The sequence below is a fragment of the Anatilimnocola floriformis genome (genome assembly GCF_024256385.1).
In the GTDB taxonomy this organism is placed as follows: domain Bacteria; phylum Planctomycetota; class Planctomycetia; order Pirellulales; family Pirellulaceae; genus Anatilimnocola; species Anatilimnocola floriformis.
On record NZ_JAMLFW010000001.1, the window covers coordinates 3,204,895 to 3,227,293 of the forward strand.

Sequence of the window (22,399 nt, forward strand, 5' to 3'; positions counted from 1 at the left end):
CGCAGTAACTATACGCACGTATAGTAATGCACGAAAGGCAGCTAGCACATGCGGTCGGCTCAAGTAAATCTCGCGAAAGCCATTCAAGCGCAATTGCCGGGGGAGACTACGTATCACGTCGACCGCCTGGCCACGGGCAGCGCTGCTCTGGATGCGATCTTGGCCGGCGGAATTCGCTGGGGCACTTTGGTGGAATGGCTAGGAGAAGACGGCTGCGGCGCCACTTCGCTCGCATTGGCAGTAGCCCAGCAAGCCTGCCAGGACGGCCAGTCGCTCGTGGTGATCGATCCACGGCGGCGATTTTATCCCCCCGCGGCTGAAAACATTCTGTCGAAGACCATCGTGACTTGGCCCGCCACGGATAGCGATCAGGAATGGACGGCGCTGCAAGCTCTTCGCTCGCCTGCCATCGGCGCGGTGTTGTGGTGGCCTGAGAAGCTGACCGAGCGTACGTTTCGGCGATTGCAATTGGCGGCCGAAAGTGGCCGGAGCCTGGGCCTGCTCGTGCGTAGCGCGGCTGTGATCGGCAAGCCATCGTGGGCTGAACTGCGACTCTTGGTGCGATCGTTGGCTGCCGAAACTGGCCGGCGGTTTCAGGTGGAAGTGGTCCGCTATCGCGGCGCGAGCGGTCGGTCGATGGAAGTGGAAATCAACAGCAAGGGCTTAATTCATGACGCGCATTCTGTGCATTCGATTTCCGAATTGGCCGCTACAGCGACTGCTGGCCATGCGTCCTCAACTCAAACGCCGCGCCGTCGTCGTGTATGAGGAACGCCAAGGCCGCCGCGTGGTGGCGTCGAACATGGCCAACATCGCGCCTGGCGTTTTGGTGGCCGAGATCAGCGGCGCAACGCTCGAGCCGTATGACTCCTACGCCGATCGCGTCACGCTCGAAAAACTCGCCGAATGGTGCGAACAGTTCTCACCAATCGTAGCCCTTGAGGAAGCGGAACGACCCGAGCGATTGCTGCTCGATATCACCGGCCTGCCGTCTTTTTTCGGTGGAGAATCGGCGCTAGCAGAACGAATGGGCCGAGCCTTGGCCCGTCGTGGCCTGATCACTCGATTTGCCATTGCTGATACGCTGGGAGCGGCCTGGGGACTAACGCTGCAAGATATCGCTCTCAACATCGCCGCCGCCGGCGATCAAGAAGCCGTGGCCAACTTACCCGTCGCAGCTTTGCGGCTGTCGTTGCCCACGTTGCAGATGTTTCGCGAGCTGGGTTTGCAGCTGGTGGGACAGCTGTTGATGTTGCCGCGCGAAAGTTTGCGCGCACGGTTCGGGCAGGAACTGCTCGATCGACTCTCGCAAATATTGGGAACCAAACGCGAGCTCATCACACCTTATCGGGCCGAGCCGGAGCTTGCCGCCGAACGCTCCTTGGAAGAACCGCTCGACAGCCTGAGCATTCTCGAAACCATCGTGGCCCAACTCGTCGACGAAGTTGCCTTTGCTTTGGCTACTCGTCATCAAGGCGCTTTGCGACTGGAATGCCGGCTGGTTGGCGAACGGGGCGAAGCGCTATTGTCGGTGGGATTATTCGAAGCCAGCGGCGACCCTCGGCACTTGTTGGAGTTATTGCGCATGCGTCTGGAGCACGCCGTTTGTCCGGGGCCCGTCAGCCTAGTTCGTTTGTCGGTGCTCGATTCGGCGAAGCTGGTCTATCGGCAGCGCGAGCTCTTCACCTCCAACCAAGACCGACCGCGAGAGCTCGCCCTATTGATCGATCGGCTGAGTGGCCGATTGGGCCGAGAGTCTGTGCTCCGCGCTCGGTTGGCTTCCGATGCGCAGCCGGAATACGCCTTCCGTTATGAGATGTTAGCCGGCGGTTCGCAGCGTCGTTTGCCTGCCGAACAGCGCACGCTGCCGGAGCGCCCACTGTTGCTCGAACCTCGGCCTATTCCCATCGAAGTTTTAGCCCTGGCACGCACGGGACCACCGGTGCAATTTCGATTTCAAGGTGAGCAACAGCGGACGCAACGGAGCTGGGGGCCGGAGCGGATTCAAACGGGCTGGTGGCGAGGCCGATACATCCGCCGCGATTACTACCGCGTAGAAAGCGACCGCGGGTGTCACTACTGGCTGTTTCGCAGCGCCGGCAAGTGGTTCCTGCATGGGATTTTTGACTGATGCCTGAGCAGCACGATCACAAACGAACGATTCAGCTCCCGGCAACCAAGCCCGCCGGTCGGCAGTATGCAGAGCTCCATTGCAAAACGAATTATTCGTTCTTGGAGGGAGCATCGCACCCCGACGAACTCGTGATTCGCGCCGCCGAGTTGGGTTACGCGGCGCTGGCCATCACCGACCGCAACAGCCTGGCGGGGGTCGTTCGTGCGCATGCGGCAGCCAAAGAAGTCGGACTTAAACTTTTGATTGGCGCGGAAATCACTCCCACCGACGCCGGTGCTGCAGTGTTGCTGGCCACCGATCGTCGCGCCTATGGCCGGCTATCGCGTCTGATCACCGTGGGCCGTCGAAAGGCGCCGAAGGGGGCATGCCAACTTACTTTCGACGATGTCGCTGCTCATGCCGAGGGACTATTGGTTGGTGTGATCAATCCGGATGCGAACCTCAACCAATATCGAGAAGCATTTGGCGAGCGCTGTCATCTGCTCGCCGAACTGCATTTGGGGAACCGTGATGAAAAGAAACTGGAACACGCCATTCGCCGCGCGAAAGCGGCCCGCGTGCCACTCGTCGCTGCCGGCGGCGTGCGTTTTCACGATCCAAGTCGTCGTCCGTTGGCTGATGTGCTGACGGCCACTCGCGCGGGCTGCACCGTCGCTGCGGCGGGCGACCTGCTGCTGCCCAACGCCGAGCGGCATTTGAAATCGTCGCAGGAGTTGGCCGAACTCTTTGCGCGCGTGCCGGACGCACTGCAGCGCACCGTCGAGATTGCCGATCGCTGCAACTTCTCGCTCAGTGAATTGCGGTACGAATATCCCGAAGAACTGGCTCCAGCCGGCGAGTCGCTTCCTGGCTATCTGGCTCGGTTGACCTGGGAAGGAGCAGGCCGGCGTTACTCAGCCGGCATTCCCGACAAAGTACGCGATCAGGTCGAACATGAGCTGCGGATTATCGGCCAGCTTCAATACGAAGCCTACTTTCTCACCGTGTGGGATCTGGTCCGCTTCGCGCGCTCGCGTGGCATCCTGTGCCAGGGACGCGGCTCGGCGGCGAACTCGGCTGTCTGCTATTGCCTGGGTGTGACTGAAGTTGATCCCGCGCGCATGAACACGCTGTTCGAGCGGTTCATCAGCGTCGAGCGCAACGAAGCGCCCGATATCGACATCGATTTCGAGCACGAGCGGCGCGAAGAAGTGCTGCAGTATCTGTATGAAAAATACGGTCGTGAGCGGGCCGGCATCGTGGCAGAAGTCATCACCTATCGGCCGAAGTCGGCTGTTCGCGACGTGGGCAAAGCGCTCGGCTTGTCGCTCGATACGGTCGATCGGCTGGCCCAATTGCTCGATAGTTACCACGCCGAAAAAACAGAAGAGCGACTGCAGCAAGGAGGGCTCGCGGCGGATTCACTCGTCGGCAGGCAAGTGCGCGAGCTAGCGGGACAGCTCATCGGATTTCCACGGCATCTCGGTCAGCATGTGGGCGGGATGGTGATGACGCAGGGGCCACTGTGCGAACTCGTGCCGATCGAGAACGCAGCAATGGCAGATCGCACGGTCATCGAGTGGGACAAGGACGATCTCGACGAGTTGGCGATTCTCAAGGTGGACTGCCTCTCACTCGGCATGTTGACCGCAATTCGCAAGTCATTCGAGTTGATCAAGCAGCACACGGGCAGCGAACTCACGCTCGCCGACATCCCTGAAGGGGATCAGCCCACTTACGACATGATCGCGCGGGCCGACACGATGGGCGTGTTTCAAATCGAGAGCCGCGCGCAGATGAGCATGCTGCCGCGGTTGAAGCCGAAGTGCTTTTATGACCTGGTGATTGAAGTCGCCATCGTTCGCCCTGGGCCGATCCAGGGAAATATGGTGCATCCGTATCTGCGCCGCCGCGAGACTAAAGAGGAGGTGACGTATCCCAATGCCGAGATCGGCGAGGTGCTGAAGAACACCCTAGGTGTGCCGCTATTTCAAGAGCAAGCGATGACGCTGGCCGTGGTTGCTGCGGGCTTCACGCCTGGCGAAGCCGATCAATTGCGACGGGCCATGGCCGGTTGGCGACGGCCTGGTGTGATTAGCGATTTTCGCAAAAAGCTGATCGACGGCATGCTCGAGAGAGGCCTGACCGCCGAGTTTGCCGAGTGCGTATTCAATCAGATCAAAGGTTTCGGCGAGTATGGTTTTCCTGAGTCGCACGCGGCCTCGTTCGCTCTGCTTGCCTATGCGTCGTCCTGGATTAAATGTCATCATCCTGCGGCCTTTTGCGCCGCACTGCTCAACAGTCAGCCGATGGGTTTTTACGCTCCGGCTCAACTGGTCCGCAATGCTCAGGAGCACGGCGTGGTGGTGCTTCCACAAGATGTAAATCACAGCGATTGGGACTGCACGCTCGAGTCGGGAGCAGTGCGATTGGGGCTCCGCTTGATCTCTGGCTTGTCGCACGCGCAGGGAACGCGCATCAAGGAAGCGCGGCCCTTCTGCTCGGTCGTCGACTTCGCGCACCGCACCGCACTCGGCAAGCCAGTCATCCAGCGGCTGGCAACTGCCGACGCCTTTCAAAGCCTCACGATGAGTCGCCGACAAGCCTTGTGGCAATCGTTGGCGCAGGACCAAAAGCAGATGCCACTGCTCGCGGGGATGGAAGATGACGACGCGCTCCCCGGCACGTTGCCGATGATGAGTGGATTGGAAGAAGTGCTGGCCGATTACCGCACCAAAGGGCTGTCGCTACGGGCTCATCCGCTGTCGTTTTTTCGCGAGCGTTTGGACGAGTTGCAAATCACGCCCTCCAGCCAATTAGCTCACACCCCCGACGGTCAATTCGTGCGCGTCGCCGGCCTGGTGCTGGTGCGTCAACGGCCGAGCACGGCCAAGGGAATCACCTTTGTCACGCTCGAAGACGAAACGGGGGTGGCCAATCTCATCGTGCGAGTCGACATCTGGGAGCAGTACTATCAAGTCGCTCGCACCGCCAAAGCCCTGATCGCCGCCGGGCGTTTGCAGAACCAAAAAGGGGTAATCCATGTGCTGGTCACGAACATGGAGAACCTGACCGGCAGGCTGGGCGGAATGAAATCGCAGTCGCGCGATTTTCATTAATGTTCGCCCGGAAGTTCGCGAGTAGAACGGGCTTCGCGCTTGGTTTCTCTGCTGAACCTCCCCCTGCCGAGCAGGTTGACCGCCAAAATCACTCGGCCGATACTGGCTGTCGTTCGCCGGTCTATTCATTCACGTTGGTGATCCATGCTGCTGCAACGAAACTTATCTTCTCTCGCCACACGAATCCTGTCCGCTTGTATCCTCTGCCTTTTCCTCGGCACGGCCCATGGCGAGCCAACTTCCCGGCGCCCCAACATCGTCTTCATCATGGCCGATGACAAGTAGCAATTCGAATTACTCAGTTGCGATTTTCAGCAGGATTCTGGGATGCGAACGCAAATTGCGATAGAATCGGCTAGCGATCGCAAATTCCGTTGTATCGCTGCCAATTTCGATCGATTGCTTGCAATTAACTACACTTTGCTACAGTTCGTGTGGCTCAAGATCCGGAACTTGCAGGTTCAAATCCTGTCACGCCGACTGACATTTCCTAACAAGCCATTCTTCTCGTTGCAAACAAACAAATGGTCCCCGCCGTAACACGATTCCGGCGGGGTGTTTTCTTTTCGTTTTAGGAATTCTCTGCCCGTAGGTCCGCCGTAGATTTCGATGGGGAGCGGCCAACTGCCCATCGTCAGTTCCCCGGCTATCGCGCGATTAACGAACTTCTGCCCCCACTTGGTCGTGAACTCTCGCTCGAATCGCAAACAGATTTAAGTTCACTGATTCTAGTCTTAATGAGCCGCTTCATTCAGCGAGAGAGCCGTGTGTCGGCAAGTGGATTCGGCTGCCGCGACACGTTGACGCACTGATGTGACATAGGTTGTCAGCCTTCACGGAGTGCTTAAGGTTGCTCGCAAGCTTTTGAGAAATAGCCTCTCCCAAATAGTTGACATTTACACTCGATGGTCGGTAGAACCTACGCCGCATCGAAGATGCACGGGGGCGATTTGAGGGATCAGGCTGTGTTGTGATGCAGCCAAGGGAGTGAACGCCATGGTTACTCGACGAGCAGGTAGTTGGGTATCGGACTGGTGGTAGCGCGGCGATTACTCTAACCGAGTCCACCATCTCCGGAAACACAGCTCCTTCCACAAACGTTAATCTCGGTGAAGGTGGTGGCATCTTCACGTATCAGCCGCTCAGTCTGGTCCGCTCGACACTTTCGGGCAACAGCGCCTATCGCAATGGTGGCGGTCTTTGGAACACGACTTCTGCGATCTCCTTCTCGAACTCCACGATCTCCGGAAACTCTGCCGCCACGGGAGGCGGCGTTTATCTCAGCAGCGGCAACACGACGTCTTCGTCTGTGAACAGCACGTTCGCCAACAATAGCGCGTCGGGCGCGGGTGGCGCCTTCTATGTGGGCGGCTTCTCATCGGTGGCGATGAAGAACACGATCATGGCGGGGAGTACCGCGGGCAGCGGCACCTCCGCGGACCTGGGAGGCTCGGGCGGCCACACCATCAACAGCGGTGGCTACAACCTCTTCAGCCTCTCTTCGATCAGTTCGTTCATCACGGGAACGACGACCGGCAATCAGTTGGGGGTGAATCCGCAATTGGGTTCGCTGGCCAACAATGGCGGTCCGACTTGGACGCACGCACTGGCCAGCAACAGTCCGGCCATTGACGCGGGCACCTCCTCGGGTGCGCCGGGCGTCGATCAGCGTAACGAATCGCGTCCGCAGGATGGCGATTCCAGCGGCACAGCGCAGTACGACATCGGCGCGTACGAGTACATCGTACCGCCTCCGCCCGAAGTCGAGGTGACGGGCTTCTACGCAGATGGCTCCAACTGGAAGGTTGATTACGTTGTGACCGTGAGCCAAACACCGGTCGCAATTCCCCTCAAGATCTATACGACTTCAGATGGCACGACTCCGGGTACACTGCTTGCTTCAACGACCACGCCGGGCAACGTGACGCTGGGAGCCACCCAAACAGCAACGGTCACTCCGACCGGAGTGAATAGCCTGTCAGACTACCGCTTGCTCGTCGTGCTCGACGATACAGCCGTGACGGGAGACACCACCACTGCCAACAATAAGCTGCTCTTCGAAGGTGGCATCTTCCAGACGAGCGCGTCGGGGACGACTTACATTCACGTTCATGGCAGCGATACCGCTGCCGACACCGTGACGATCACGAAGAGCGGGAGTAATACGCACGTCGAAACCAACTTCGACACGACGGGTATCACGGGGTTGACGTCGAGTGTGGAGTTCCGCATCGAGACGCACGGCGGTAATGACACAATCGCGACCGATAACGACGTGGCCGCGGTCATTCGCGTCTACGGTGGAACCGGGAACGACACGATCACGGGTGGTGCTGCCAACGACTTACTCTACGGCGGAGACGGCGATGACACGCTGACGGGTGGCGGGGGCAATGACACGTTAGAAGGCGGAGCTGGCAACGACAGCCTGTCGGGAGGCGACGGCGAAGACTCGCTGACTGGTGGCACGGGCAACGACACACTACGAGGCGGTGCTGCGGTCGATGCGTTTCCCGATTACGACAGCGGTACCGATACCGTGCTCGTCGATCCGCCGGAGGCAGTCAACGACAGCTATTCAACGAATGAGGACGCCGATCCTTTCAGCTCTTCGACCGGCTTTGAGTTGAATGCCAACGACATCACTGACCTCGGCCAAAGCAGAACCCCAGTTCCGGCCGTGTTGACCAGTGCGTTGGGAGCGAAGGTTGTCGTTCGATCGAATGGAACCTTCGATTACTATCCGCAGACTTCGCAGACGCTGCAGGCGCTGAACGGCTCACAGTCGGCGAACGACTCCTTTACTTACACGCTGCGCAATTCGCTGCTGGAGACCGACACAGCAACCGTGACGATCACGGTGTCGGGCATTGATGATGACCTGGATGCACAGGATCTGTTGTATATCGTGCAGGCACCGTTGGAACTGGGCCAAGTGTTGGGGACCGTCCCCGTCTTGGACGATGATGGCGATACCCATTCGTTCCAGTTCGTTTCGGAAGCTGTGGCGGGTGGCCTGGCGATCAGTTCCACGGGTGTGATTACGGTCATCGATCCCAACGTCTTCACGTTCCTGGGAACGACCAACTACGTGTTCGAGATCGAGACCAGCAATGGCTTAGACGTGGATACGTCGTACTTCGCAGTAGCGATTCCGGCTGCGTTCCAAGTGTCGGGAGCGGCCACAGCGACCCAAGGGCATTCGTATAACCTCACTTTGAGCTCGGACATCCCGTTCATCGATTACGTGATCGACTGGGGTGACTCGGTCGATCCGCTGAATCCGGATGACCCGACCTTGGTACCCGGTGAGGGCGGCGATCCGGTCGCAATCGATCATGGGTTTCAAGTGCCGGGCGATGTGACTCCCACGATCGGAATCTCGGTTGGTGGCACCAGCAGCTATACCTTCACGTTCACCACGGTGCACGTGACGCAGGTGAACGGCGTGAATCTGGTCGTCAACGGGAGCTTCGAGGAAGTTGGCAGCTTGGGATTCCGTGGTTACACCTGGAATATCTTCGATGCTCTACCCGGGTGGCGCAAAGTAGCGGGTCCCAGCATTGAAGTGCAGCAAACAGGAACAGTCTTGCTAACTTCTGCGAAGGATGGCAGTAACTACGTTGAGTTGGATGCCGATGAAGATGGGCCTGGAGGAGGTGGCGGCAGCGCAGACGGAGAAAATGGTTCATCGGAGATTAGTCAATCTATTTCGACGATTGTGGGCCAAACCTACCTCCTCACCTTTCATCTCGCTGCCCGTCCCGGCACTTCGCTGGCGGACAACGAGCTCCGCGTGCAAATCATTAGCGGCTCCACAACGAGCGAGCGATTTACTCCTGCCTCCACTGACTGGTCCAGCTACACGATGTCGTTTGAGGCAAAGAGCAATTCCACAGAAATCATATTCGAAGATGTGAGCGCATTGCCTGCAGAACCGGTGTCACCAGGTGATCCACCAGGTGATCCGCGTCCTGAGAACAACAACACGCTGGGCACGTTCCTGGACGATGTGACGATGTACGCGGCGGGCGGTCAAACCGGCACGAAGACAACGGTCACCGTCGAGATATCGAACCCGGTCTGTGCCTGCCTGGCAACGCCGGACGGCTCACAGAGCAGTGAAAATCTGCAAACTGGCAACAACGTGGTGACGCCACCAAGTCCATCGGCGATGGCCGCGATGTACATGCCGCGTTATTCGACGAATGAGTTCCGCCCGGCGGTCATGTCTTTGGACATGTCTTTCTTGGAAGGTGCGTTAGTTCCAGACACGGTGGAAGTGAATGGGCAGGTGTATTCCACTGCCGGTATCTCACCAGGCCAGGGATTTCGCGTCAGCGATTTGCTCGACATCACAGCGCTCGATACTGGGCTGGCCGAGTGGAGCATCCCGATCACCGAAAATTACGCCGGCGGCCACACGGTGTCCTACGACGTGACTGGAAATTCCTTGGTCTCGGGTCCTTCGAATGCGTTGCTCAGTGCTGGTTGGTCGATTGCCGCCATCGACCGACTGACCATCACCCCTGAAGGTGCGCTGTGGCAGCATATGGGCGATCGCCTCCTGTGGTTTAAGAAAGACGGAGCTAACTTCAAGCGTCCCCAGGGTGATCAGGATTTCTCGGAGTTGGTTGACAATTCCGATGGCACCTTCACGATCTCAGATCGCCGGGGAAATGAGTTGCTGTTTAACTCATTGGGCCTGGTAACGGAAAAGACTGATACGCAGGGACGAAAAACGACCTTCGTTTACACCAATGCGGATGGCGACTCGAAAGCAGATGACCTGTTGGAGGTCGAAGAATACGATGGCCGCACGCTCACCTACGACTATGTCGATCAACGACTAGCTGGCCTCACGGACTTCGACGGCCGCAGTGTCGCGTTTGGCTACGAAGATGATCAGCTGAAAACGATCACCTATCCTGATCCCGACGGTGGCGGCCCACTCAGCGCCTTAGTGACTAGCTTCACATACGAAGATGGCTACTTGAAAACGGTCGCCGATGGCAGCGACACGATGACGTTTACCTATGATTCCGCCGGCGCCTTGACCGCACGCGAAAATCAAGATGGTTCCACAGAAACATTTGTAAATTCACTGACGTCCACGCTGCCACGCGCCGGGTACGGAACATCCCTAAATCCCGAGAGCCTCAAGCCGGCCAGTGACGTCGTGGCTACTTCCGAGGATGAAAATGGCGAACTCACGACTTACGTGTTGGGCGCGCTGGGTCTGCCAGTGCAGATGACGGATGCTGAAGGAAACGTGACGCTCTACGAGCGGGATACTAACGGGCGGATCACGAAGCAAACAGATCCGGATCCAGATGGCGCTGGTCCCGAAACGATGATCACCCGCTATCAGTACGATACACAGGGGAATCTTCTGAAGATGACGTTGCCCAACTCGGGCGTGCGGACCTGGCAATACGATGCAACCTGGAATGTCGCCACATCCTATGTCAATGAGCGGGGGCTGACGACGCTCTATACGATTGATCCGCTCACAGGTTTCAATGCCGAAGTGCGCCAAGTGATTGGCGAAGTCGACGATCTCGTCAATCTCGAAACGGACGACATCGTCACGGGTTACACGTATACTGCAGCGCCCAGCGATCCAGCCGATCCACCGGCGGGGTTGGTCGAGACTATGACTGATCCGCTAGGGCGCGTGACGGCCTATACCTACAACGCTCGGGGCGATGTTACCTCGGTTACCTATGCCGAGGGTACGGCCGACGAAGCGACGGCCTACACGTACTACAACGCGGATGGGACCGTCGATTATGAACTCGACGAATTATCGCGGCGGACGGATTACGACTATGACTTGCTGGGGCGGCTGACCAAAACCACTCTGCCCGATCCGGATGGTGGTGACCCACTGGCTCGCCCCGAATGGAAGTATGAATACGACGCGCGCAATCGCCGCACCAAAGAAATCGATCCGCTTGATCGGGAGACGATCTACACGTACGACAAGCGGAGCCGCGTCACCAAAGTGGAACGTCCCGATCACGACGGTGATAGCGAACTGACCACCACGACCACCAACTACGATGACCGCGGGCGGGTTACCTCGACGATCGATCCGTTAGGTCGTGAGACGACCTACACCTATGACAAGCTGGGCCGCCAGACCAAAGTCACGATGCCCGAGGTGGCAGATCCAACGACAGCCGTCAATGAAATTCAGGTTATCGACTTCGACAGTGGTACGGTTGGCACCTTCAAGCTCAACGGCAACAGCAATTCCGCCGTCGTGGACCTGACCGATCTGAGTGGTCTGCAGGCAGCACTCGACAGCCTGTGGGGCGCTGGCAATACCAAAGTGACCCATACCAGCACGGCAGCGACCGTCACGTTCCGCGGCAATCTGGCTGGCACGAATGTGGCGCAGATGACCGTGTCGGACATCACCGGAACGTTCGGCGCGACTCCCTCCGTCAGCACCGATTCGGCCGGCGTAACCGCTGAGCTGGTGAATCCCACAGCGCAGACCGGCTACGATGCGTTGGGGCGCGCGATCTCCATGACCGATGCCCTGGGTAATGTCACAACGTACGAATACACGAACTTCGGGCAGAATCTCAAGATCACGCTGCCTGATCCCGATGGTGTGGGGCTGCAGACCTCACCGATCATGTACCAAGTGTTCGATGTGGCGGGGAATCTGATCAGCGAGACCGACGCCAATGGCGGTGTGACGACACGTGAATACGATCTGCTTGGCCGGTTGGTGAGAGTCACGCAGCCCGATCCCGATGGTGGTGGTTCGCTCACGGCGCCGGTGACCGAGTATGCGTATGACCTGGCCGGGCACCTGCTGGCGGTCACCGATCCGCTGGGCAACGTCACCAGCTACGAATACGACAACCGCGATCGTCAGGTGAAGATCACTACGGCTGATCCGGATGGCGCTGGCGGCTTGACTGCGCTCGTGACGGCATACGAGTTCGATGCTGCGGGTCAGTTGACGAAGATGACAGCACCGGGAAGCCGGGTAACTGAGTACGTCTACGATGACCTGGGTCGGTTGACGGTCACGAAACTTCCTGATCCGGATGGCGCTGGTGGCTTGGCTCGGCCGCAGTTGGAAGCGACCTACGATGTGGCGAGCCGGAAAGAGACGGACAAGGACGCGCTGGGCAACATCACGACGTATGACTACGACGATCTCGACAACTTGATCAAGGTCACGCAACCCGATCCGGATGGGGTGGGTGGTTTACCGGCGCCGGTCAGCGAATGGGAATATGATGCAGCAGGCCAGTTGCTCAACGCTACCGATGCTCTCGGCAATACCACAACCTATGAATACGACAATCTCGGTCGGACGCTCGCCGTTACGCAACCTGATCCGGATGCTGGTGGTGGTCAAACTGCTCCGGTGACCCAGTATCAATACTCGCTGACGGGGAACTTGGTGCAAGTCCTCGATCCGCTCTTGCATGCCACGAACTACGAGTACGACGCGCTGAATCGGCGCACTTCCAGCCAGGATGCGTTGCAGGGAGCGACGACCTACCAGTACGACAGCGCCGGGAACCTGAAGTTCCTGACCGATCCGGTGAACAATATTACGGAGTGGGATTACGACAAACTGAACCGTGTGGTCGAAGAGAAGAACCAACTCGGCGACAGCCGCTCCTTCGTGTACGACGCGGCTGGAAATCTGCGGCAGCGTACGGACCGCAACGAACGAGTCATGATCTACGAGTACGACCATCTCAACCGGCAGACAGCGGAAGAATGGTGGGGCGGAGCACGTCCCAGTGTCGGCATCTCGACCTCCGATGGCTCGACGACTAACGAGGTGCAGCGGGTGGGCTTCTCGGATTCGACGCCCTTCCAGTCGGGGACGTTCACGCTGACGTTCGGCGGCCAGACGACTTCCGCCATTCCTTACAGCGCGAATGCAGCCACGGTGCAGGCGGCGCTGGTGGCTCTCAGCAACATCGACAGCGGTGACGTGTCGGTAATGAAGGTCGCCAACAGCATCACGCACCAAGAGTGGCAGATCACCTTTACCGGCGCCCTGGCCGGAACCAACGTCTCTCAAATTAGCATTGACGCTGCCTCGGTCTATAATGGAATCGGTGCTCCGGGGACAGAGGTGGAAGCCACCGATACGACCGGCGCGAAGGTAGACGAGGTTCAGGTGGTCACGCTCAGCAATACAACCGGCGGTACGTTCACGCTCGGCTTCGGCGGAGCGAGCACGGCGGCGCTCGATTGGGATGCCACCACCGGCGAAGTCGATGCAGCGCTCGAGGCGTTGTCGGGCGCGGGCACCGTTTCGGTGTCTGGTTCGACCGGCGGACCTTGGACGATCACGTTCACCGGCGCTTACTCGGGTGCCAACCTCGCGCCGCTGCAGTCCCAGGCTGGCAATCTGACCAACAGTAACCTGGTGCGGACGATTGCTTCGACCTTCAACGATGATGGCGATCTGGAGGAGATCAGCGATCCTGATGCGACCTACGAGTACACGTACGACACCCTGGGACGCGTGACCGGCTACGTGCAGAACCTGGCCGGACTGACGCCAGAGATCGAGTTCGTCAGTCAGTACAACTCGGCCAGTCGGCGTGAACTCTTGCAAGCGATTCTCGATGGGGATGAAGACTTCCAGAACACGTATGCCTACGACGACCTGCAACGGCTCTCGACGCTAATTCAGCAGAGTGGTGCTGACAACGTGGTGGCTGCCAAGCGAATCGACTTCAATTACAACTCGCTGGGGCAATACACGCGGTTCGATCGTTACGCGTCGGCCGATCAGTCGGAGTTCGTGGCCAGTTCGCATTACAGCTACGACAATCTGAACCGCCTGGTGCACGCGGAAACAACCTCCACACCGACCGGCTGGGGAACCGATCCTCTCGCCGGTTATCAGTACGCCTACGATGCTGCCAACCGGATTCTTTCGATCGATTCGTATCTCGATGGCTTGAGCACGTATACCCACGACGACACGAACCAACTCACGGGCGCCGACCACAGCACGGCGACGGATGAGTCGTACGAGTACGACGAGAACGGCAACCGAATCATGTCCGGTTACCACGTCAATCCGAACAATCAGGTCGACACCGACGGAGTCTACAACTACACCTACGACGACGAAGGGAACCGCCTCACCCGGACGGCGATTAGCAACGGCTATGTCACCGAGTACGAATGGGACTTCCGCAACCGCCTGACGAAAGTGACCGAGAAGGACAACTCGAATAACATCCTGCAGGTCACCACCAACAGCTACGATGCGCTCAATCAATGGATCCGCCGCAGCTTCGACGCGGATGGCCCCGGTGGAACCGCCGCGGTCGACACCTTCTTCGCTTACGAGAACGGCCAAATCGCGTTGCAGTTCGACGGCAACGCAGCCGCCGACCTCTCCCACCGCTACCTCTGGGGCGAGCAAGTCGACCAGCTCTTCACCGACGAAGCCGTCACCAGCCTCGGCAGCGCAGGCGATGTCATCTGGCCTGTCGGCGACCACCTCGGCACGCAACGTGACCTGGTCACCTACAACAGCGGCACCGACGTCGCCACCGTCGCGAACCATCGCGAGTACGACTCGTTCGGCAACCTGACTAACGAATCCAACTCCGCCATCGATCTCCTCTTCGGTTACACCAGCAAACCCTTCGATGAGACCACCGGCCTCCAAAACAATCTCAACCGCTGGTACGATCCGGTGGCGGGAAAATGGATCAGCGAAGATCCCATCGGGTTCGCTGCAGAGGATGAGAACTTGAGTCGTTATGTTGACAATTCACCTGAACTCTACTCGGACACCAATGGGACGATCAAGAGAACACTAGTTAAAGACTATATCAGCACTGATACACCACTCAAGTTCAACATTCAGTGGACTTTCGAATTAAGCAAAGACCACGATGCGTTTTTGAAAAAGCATGGAACTTCCAAGATTGCGTTAGTGCAGACAATCCTCGTAAAGATGCGAGGATGCGGGCACCGTGGCGTAAACGTAAGTGTCAAATATAGTGAGTTAGTTGGAGTTATCGACACATCCGAAAGCAAAGCCAAGTTCCCAGACAAAGCCAAGTTCCCAGACAAAGACACTTGGGTGTATGAGAGCGCAGCGAAATGTAAGGACGGAACGCTTATCATGACAGGCGTCACTAGAGCTTATGCATTAACAAGAGAACTGCAAGCAGAACTCGACTCGTGGAAGAAAGATGAGTCTTATTTACTGAGCGATGACAAAACAACTTGGAGTGCGGGCCACTTTCCCTCCTCTAAATCGCCCCTGATTCAACGTCGTGATAGCCTCGAACTGGAGGGAGAACGTGAGGAGCAGAGCTTCACAATCACTTGGGATGGCAAAATCAACAAGGTGGATTATGATCCAAAACACTCGTGATCATCCGCAACGCAAATCGCGATGGCCACAATTTTCGCTACGGCAACTTGCCTGTACTTTGGTAATCTGCTCGATCGGCTTCGCAATCGCAGGTCGAATTGCTGCCGACGCCAAGCGAGTGGATCTGGCGATTCGAGCGCTTGAGGACAAGGGGGTTCATGTGGCCAGAAACGAGGCTCGAGTTTTCGGCTTTGCCGCCTCGGACGAATTTGTCTGCACTTGGCCACTGTCATTTTTCGGCAAGTCGACCTACAGGCCTGTTTCTTACTTGGTCGTTCCAAGGGGAGCTGACGAGTCATATGCCAAAGTCTTGCCTGATATCGGTTCAATCGATAGCATTGATATCTACACTCAAATACAAAGCCATCAGCTCGCTTTTCTTGCGCGGGCCAAGGGTGTCAAGCAAGGTACGATTGAATGCGATTTTCCGCAGGGCACAATGGATGCCTTAATAAGCTGGAAATCATTAACAGAGTTGATGATTGGGGATGTGCAAAGCGCCAATCTTGTTGGCATCGGCAAGCTTGGCTCATTGCAAGCCATTTATCTACGCGACATACAAGGTGACATGAGCGACTTGGTCTCCGAGTTGACGCAACTACCGAGCCTGCGCCAAATCGATATTGAATCTTGTGCGCTTGACTTATGTGATGCTAAGTCATTCGAGTCACTGAAAAATGTGCGTTCGGTGAGAATAAATGCGTGCACTGGGTCGTCGGTTGCCTGCAGAGGCATAGGCCATCTCCATTCGCTTAAGCACCTCGAGATCGAGGGAGTTGATATTGATGACTCGTGTCTTAGCGACCTGGGCTGCTTATGTCCGCAACTCGAACGGATTCGCATTGGAAGCTGCAAAGCCAGTCCAGTCCGTATTCTGCAGTTTCTATCCAAATGCTATGCTCTAAAAGAACTCTACCTTACGCAGGAAAGTATTTGCGCAGTCGAGTGTCATCAGGCGGTGCAATCAATTGGCTGCTGCGGCTCGCTAGAGACGCTGCGTATCGAAGCTCTTGACAAACCGAGTGCGAAGCGTCTAAGCCATATACTGCCTAGATGTGGAATTACCGTCACCTTGAAGGGGCGAGAGCTATATCGACTACCATAAAGACCAGTGCACTCAGCGTGCAACTATTACTCTAGGCGGCAAAGGTGCTGCGTCAGCTCGCTACCATCGTCTTGGCCGGAGTAGCTATCGGCAGCCACTTGCCGTGGAATTACCCGAGTTCTCAGAATTGGAGATCGAACGGTGGTGCCGCTTAGATAGAGCCCCCCGCCGGAACGCGTCATTGTCGCGAGTGATTTTGAGCGAACCACCGACGTTGCCGCGATATCGCTTCCGTTGTACCAGAGGATGCCCAAAGATATTCGGCACGGGAGTTGCGATGGATACTTACAGTATTATAGGGCAGTCAGAATGGCACAAAAGCGGGTGCCGAAATCGAGAGCGGCCGACGACTAGTCGGCTGCGGAGCGGCTGGTCAAGCCGTTGCGGAGGCTGCTAGAGCAGATTCACCCGGCGGGTGCCGAGCGCGATCGTGCGGGAAAGCGGCGGTTCTTTTGCGATCATTACTTATCAATGATGTTGTTGTTTTACGCCAATCCCTCATTCACTTCGTTACGATCCTTGCAGAATGCTTCAAACTGGGAGAAGGTGCGAAAGCGGCTGGGCATTCCACGGGTTTCGCTGGGCTCGATCAGCGAGTCGGCGCGGGTGTTTGATTCGTCGCTGGTGCGACCGATTTTGAAACTGGTGCATGCCACCACGCCGACCGGCGCGGGACCGATCCACTGGCCGGCTACCAGTGCACCTACGACGCGGCCAGCCATTCTGTCGATTGATTTGTATCTCGACGGGTTGAGCACCTACACGCCATCCTCGGCAACACCGCGAACACCGAACCGTCCACCGCCGTCAGATTCGCGAGCGCCTCGGCCTCGCGCCCTTTGAAATGCGGCCGTGCGAACTCGGCCAACTCTTTGAGTGGCCGGTTGAGATTGTCGTGGCTGTAACGCGAACTGGCCACGAACTCCGATTGATCGGTTGACGCGTAACGATCAAGATAGGTGCATCGCCCCAACGAGTCGTAGTTGAAGTTGATTCGCTTGGCGGCCACGACGTTGTCGGCGCCGCTCAGCTGAATCAGTGTCTAGAGCCGCAAGACGCGGGCGAACATAGCCACCGGCTACGTTACCACCCACTCCTGGGATCATCGCAACCGCTTGGTGAAGGTACCGAGTTCGATGATGAGGAAGACGAACTCAGCTCGGTTACAACCAGTTTCGATGTCTTCCAACCGGTGGTTCCGCCGCTCGGTCGATGCCGATGGACCCGGAGGCGCCGATCCAGCCGATACGTTCTTTGCCTAACAGGCGCGCCGACATCCGAATCATCGCAGCAGGTAATCCCGGACGCCGCTGTTGCAACCATCGCTGAATTGAAAGGAAGGCCACCCGCCTGATCGGCTGGAGGCGTTGCGGTCTGCTTGCCAGACGGCGATCTCATGACCCATCGCCGCGGCCGTCGCGAAGCGTCGTGAGCCGACACATTGGCGCTAGAGCAGGGCTCAGTTCCATTTCAGCCATGTTGAGCCAGCTGCCGTTTTTCGGCGTGTAGATCGGACGCACGCGGCGGGCTAGTCGTCGCGCGGTTTCGGCGTCGAAGATTGAAGTACAGGCTTGCTAGGTCGTTCGTGTTGAGATTGTCGTAGGCCAGCGACACCAAAGCGGCGTCGGGATAATCAATGTCCAGCAGTTGCTGCAATTCGAGAGCCCAATGGAGACAGAGCGTGACGCCGCAGAGAAGCCAAAGCGAGAATTTCGAGGCAAATGCGAGATAGTCGTATATGTGCCGAAAAAGTAGTCGCTGCACACTTCGAGCACTATGTGAGGATGGCTCGAGCGGGGGCGTCTTTAGCAGTGTTGACGACCCTCGTGGCCATCGGCATCAAAGTCACAGCAAATCGCACCCACACCGGCGAAAGAGTTTTTTCCCAGCTCACGACGATACGGGCTAGCGCGCCTTGCCACGCCATAGATGATCGGCGGCTGGCTTCAGGCCTTGGATCGAGCCGGTGGGTCCGTTCGCCTGGTGACAGCAGGGTGTCTTGGCCGCGGCTCACTGCGATCTGGCAAGCAAACACACATGCCGTCGAGCTGCCGTCACACTTCGATGCGATCCTTCGGCTGCACGCCGCGCGCGGCGGTTGCAGAGAGCCATTTTGCCAACGTACCGTCCAGTCATTTTGTGCAGCCACCTGCTGCTCCAGCACCATGCCCACGGCGGCAACGTGACCGAGTGGGAACTTTGGAACGCGGCGACGGATTGCTCAATCAACGAACGACTGCGAGCTGACAGCCAACCAATCAAACAAGAAGAGAGCCGAAGCCACGTGTGCAGGGGATACGCCGCTAACCTCGCGACTTGTCTCGGAGCATACAGGGTTTGCCGTATTTTCCAGCGACCTTCCAATTCCCACGGCATCAAAACCACTTGATACGAAATTGCCGTCGGCACGAAGGTTCCCTTTCGGCGAGGCTGCCCATGGCCGACATTTGTTTTCTTAAGCGTCTTGCGTACGGTCTCGGGCAGACCGATTTCACAACCTTCAGACGTTTCAGCTCTGTGCACAGCAGTTGCAAGGTCCAATGATCGCGGCCTCCGGCGGAGCGATACAGGCGATGGTGATGATTTGCGCCTCCGGCGCGGTCGTCGATTACCTTGGGAATGCGAGCATCCTCGCGCGTGACGCGCACCAGCGTCGAATGCACGCCCGACTTCACATACTTTTGGCGAACCCGCACGACCTGCCGTTCGCAGAGGCCGACGCCCTCAGGGATTTCCATGTCCGTGCAGCCATCGGCAGAATCTTGGGCCAGCGACGTTTCGCCGCCCCCACGCGTCTTCATGCATCGAGTCATGTGCTCGGCGACGACCGTAGGCACAAGTGCTCTGGAGGTCTTCGTCTTCATCGAGAATCGCCTGAAATAGCTCGCGGCGATTGGCTGAGTTGTACTGGCTGACGAACTCGATCTCCGGCGTTAGCCCGGCCAGGTTCTGCATTCCGCGGCTGCAAAACTAAATTCGAATCGGTCTATCCAATTTCTGTCATTGAACGGTAGCAGGACTTCGACCGACTAATTCCATGCATTGGGCCTGATCTCTCGATCAAGGTGCTCCAGCGGCCAATATATTTGATGCCCGATGTCGCCGATGATCAGATAATGTCGCATAGTACTAATGTCCATAAAGTATTCACCATCGATAAGAACCTCATCAACAATTCCGTCAGGTCGTACGAGTGCTAAATAACTAACCACATACAAGAGCGGAAGCATTAACAGCAGAACGGCCACACAAAATGGTGCGCGAGCATTCATCTGATTTGCCCAGCTCTAAAAACTGCGTTAAGGTGAATACAGACTCAGTCTACAAAAAACTGTTCTTCTTTTCTGCCCCGTTTGACCCCGACAATATTATTTCCCGGGAGGTATTGGCTCATATGTCTTTTTATCTGGATTATACCTTTCTTTAGGGGTATACACGTTCGTTCTCGGGTCATAAACCCCCTTGGTCAATGGGTTTTTAGGCATTTCCCCAACTACGGGCGACGTCATATCGACTTTCCCAAGACCTTTCTCATGCGCGGAATTTTTTTTCAACTCGTCTTCTATGAAAGCCTGAACCATAGCGCCATATTTCTTGCTTGCATCCACCGCCTCTACTTTTGTGTCAAAAATCTCGTCCTCGTGTGGCGACAGCTTTGCAACCGCCTCGTCCAGTGTTTTTAGGGCTATGTTTATATGTTTTTGTTCATGGGCGTACGCTGACTTGATGGTGAGGGCTGGGAGACTGTTTTTCTTTATCTGATCAATATCCAGAAGAACTTGTGCGTCATACTTGACCATGAAACTGATTCTAAACCCAATTACCTTGCCGCACATTACGAAAGGTTCCGGTTTAGCGTTTACCCGCATGTTATGGAGCGTTTTACCAACGTTGCCTGCTGGAAGTTTAGTTTCGTTCCATTCTACGGAGTCCTCCGTCTTGTTGCCTCCCTCAAGGACTATCGCTTTCTCTACAAGCCCACTTGGATCCATAATCGCTATTGGATTGTTACTGGCGTAACGCGTTAGGTTCTCATCCTCTGCAGCGAACCCGATGGGATCTTCGCTGATCCATTTTCCCGCCACCGGATCGTACCAGCGGTTGAGATTGTTTTGGAGGCCGGTGGTCTCATCGAAGGGTTTGCTGGTGTAACCGAAGAGGAGATCGATGGCGGAGTTGGATTCGTTAGTCAGGTTGCCGAACGAGTCGTACTCGCGATGGTTCGCGACGGTGGCGACGTCGGTGCCGCTGTTGTAGGTGACCAGGTCACGTTGCGTGCCGAGGTGGTCGCCGACAGGCCAGATGACATCGCCTGCGCTGCCGAGGCTGGTGACGGCTTCGTCGGTGAAGAGCTGGTCGACTTGCTCGCCCCAGAGGTAGCGGTGGGAGAGGTCGGCGGCTGCGTTGCCGTCGAACTGCAACGCGATTTGGCCGTTCTCGTAAGCGAAGAAGGTGTCGACCGCGGCGGTTCCACCGGGGCCATCCGCGTCGAAGCTGCGGCGGATCCATTGATTGAGCGCATCGTAGCTGTTGGTGGTGACCTGCAGGATGTTATTCGAGTTGTCCTTCTCGGTCACTTTCGTCAGGCGGTTGCGGAAGTCCCATTCGTACTCGGTGACATAGCCGTTGCTAATCGCCGTCCGGGTGAGGCGGTTCCCTTCGTCGTCGTAGGTGTAGTTGTAGACTCCGTCGGTGTCGACCTGATTGTTCGGATTGACGTGGTAACCGGACATGATTCGGTTGCCGTTCTCGTCGTACTCGTACGACTCATCCGTCGCCGTGCTGTGGTCGGCGCCCGTGAGTTGGTTCGTGTCGTCGTGGGTATACGTGCTCAAGCCATCGAGATACGAATCGATCGAAAGAATCCGGTTGGCAGCATCGTAGGCGTACTGATAACCGGCGAGAGGATCGGTTCCCCAGCCGGTCGGTGTGGAGGTTGTTTCCGCGTGCACCAGGCGGTTCAGATTGTCGTAGCTGTAATGCGAACTGGCCACGAACTCCGACTGATCGGCCGACGCGTAACGATCGAACCGCGTGTATTGCCCCAGCGAGTTGTAATTGAAGTCGATTCGCTTGGCAGCCACCACGTTGTCAGCACCACTCTGCTGAATTAGCGTCGAGAGCCGTTGCAGGTCGTCGTAGGCATACGTGTTCTGGAAGTCTTCATCCCCATCGAGAATCGCTTGCAAGAGTTCACGCCGACTGGCCGAGTTGTACTGACTGACGAACTCGATCTCTGGCGTCAGTCCGGCCAGGTTCTGCACGTAGCCGGTCACGCGTCCCAGGGTGTCGTACGTGTACTCGTAGGTCGCATCAGGATCGCTGATCTCCTCCAGATCGCCATCATCGTTGAAGGTCGAAGCAATCGTCCGCACCAGGTTACTGTTGGTCAGATTGCCAGCCTGGGACTGCAGCGGCGCGAGGTTGGCAATGGCGGCAATCGACCAACCAGCGCTGAGCAACGCATTCGAAGGGCCCGAGACCAAGGAATTTCCAGTCACGTCGTAGGACACCGTGTGGCCGCCGGCGTAATTTTCGGTGATCGGGATGCTCCACTCGGCCAGCCCAGTATCGAGCGCTGTGATGTCGAGCAAATCGCTGACGCGAAATCCCTGGCCTGGTGAGATAAAGCGTTGTCTGAAACTCTTGCTGGCAGAACAGCA

General features: G+C 57.3%; 9 protein-coding genes. 5 read left to right on the forward strand and 4 right to left on the reverse strand.

Annotated elements, in window-relative coordinates; translation table 11 throughout:
- The first annotated feature begins 48 nt into the window (after positions 1-48).
- From M9Q49_RS12380 to M9Q49_RS12405, 5 genes are all read left to right on the forward strand, one after another.
- Positions 49-768: an ImuA family protein gene (locus M9Q49_RS12380; protein ID WP_254509056.1), complete on the forward strand. Its 720-nt coding sequence runs from the start codon at positions 49-51 to the stop codon at positions 766-768.
- Complete coding sequence (locus M9Q49_RS12385) at positions 728-2,131, forward strand: Y-family DNA polymerase (protein ID WP_254509057.1); 1,404 nt, start codon at positions 728-730, stop codon at positions 2,129-2,131. Before M9Q49_RS12380 ends, M9Q49_RS12385 begins: the two co-directional genes overlap by 41 nt.
- On the forward strand, positions 2,131-5,232 hold the full coding sequence (locus M9Q49_RS12390) for an error-prone DNA polymerase (protein WP_254509058.1): 3,102 nt from the start codon (positions 2,131-2,133) through the stop codon (positions 5,230-5,232). Before M9Q49_RS12385 ends, M9Q49_RS12390 begins: the two co-directional genes overlap by 1 nt.
- Positions 5,233-6,541: 1,309 nt before the next feature.
- Positions 6,542-15,631, forward strand: coding sequence for a choice-of-anchor Q domain-containing protein (locus tag M9Q49_RS12400; RefSeq protein ID WP_315861172.1), 9,090 nt, complete (start codon positions 6,542-6,544; stop codon positions 15,629-15,631).
- Positions 15,612-16,736, forward strand: a complete 1,125-nt coding sequence (locus M9Q49_RS12405) for a protein phosphatase 1 regulatory subunit 42 (protein ID WP_254509059.1) — start codon at positions 15,612-15,614, stop codon at positions 16,734-16,736. Before M9Q49_RS12400 ends, M9Q49_RS12405 begins: the two co-directional genes overlap by 20 nt.
- Before the next feature lie 485 nt (positions 16,737-17,221).
- Here M9Q49_RS12405 and M9Q49_RS12410 read toward each other — a convergent pair whose 3' ends face one another.
- From M9Q49_RS12410 to M9Q49_RS12425, 4 genes are all read right to left on the reverse strand, one after another.
- Positions 17,222-17,458, reverse strand: coding sequence for a hypothetical protein (locus tag M9Q49_RS12410; RefSeq protein ID WP_254509060.1), 237 nt, complete (start codon positions 17,456-17,458; stop codon positions 17,222-17,224).
- Positions 17,440-17,745: a hypothetical protein gene (locus M9Q49_RS12415; protein ID WP_254509061.1), complete on the reverse strand. Its 306-nt coding sequence runs from the start codon at positions 17,743-17,745 to the stop codon at positions 17,440-17,442. The genes M9Q49_RS12410 and M9Q49_RS12415 overlap by 19 nt, the downstream gene beginning before the upstream one ends.
- Positions 17,746-19,111: 1,366 nt before the next feature.
- Entirely contained in the window at positions 19,112-19,600 is a 489-nt protein-coding gene (locus M9Q49_RS12420; RefSeq protein WP_254509062.1) for a hypothetical protein, read from the reverse strand.
- Between the two features lie 504 nt (positions 19,601-20,104).
- Positions 20,105-22,330, reverse strand: coding sequence for an RHS repeat domain-containing protein (locus M9Q49_RS12425; RefSeq protein ID WP_254509063.1), 2,226 nt, complete (start codon positions 22,328-22,330; stop codon positions 20,105-20,107).
- Positions 22,331-22,399 lie beyond the last annotated feature (69 nt).

Excerpts from the sequence above, each read along its gene's own strand:
- M9Q49_RS12380 (WP_254509056.1), top strand. The coding sequence starts at position 49 with ATGCGGTCGGCTCAAGTAAATCTCGCGAAAGCCATTCAAGCGCAATTG.
- M9Q49_RS12385 (WP_254509057.1), top strand. The coding sequence starts at position 728 with ATGCGTCCTCAACTCAAACGCCGCGCCGTCGTCGTGTATGAGGAACGC.
- M9Q49_RS12390 (WP_254509058.1), top strand. The coding sequence starts at position 2,131 with ATGCCTGAGCAGCACGATCACAAACGAACGATTCAGCTCCCGGCAACC.
- M9Q49_RS12405 (WP_254509059.1), top strand. The coding sequence starts at position 15,612 with ATGATCCAAAACACTCGTGATCATCCGCAACGCAAATCGCGATGGCCA.
- M9Q49_RS12410 (WP_254509060.1), bottom strand. The coding sequence starts at position 17,458 with ATGGCTGGCCGCGTCGTAGGTGCACTGGTAGCCGGCCAGTGGATCGGT.
- M9Q49_RS12420 (WP_254509062.1), bottom strand. The coding sequence starts at position 19,600 with ATGAAGACGAAGACCTCCAGAGCACTTGTGCCTACGGTCGTCGCCGAG.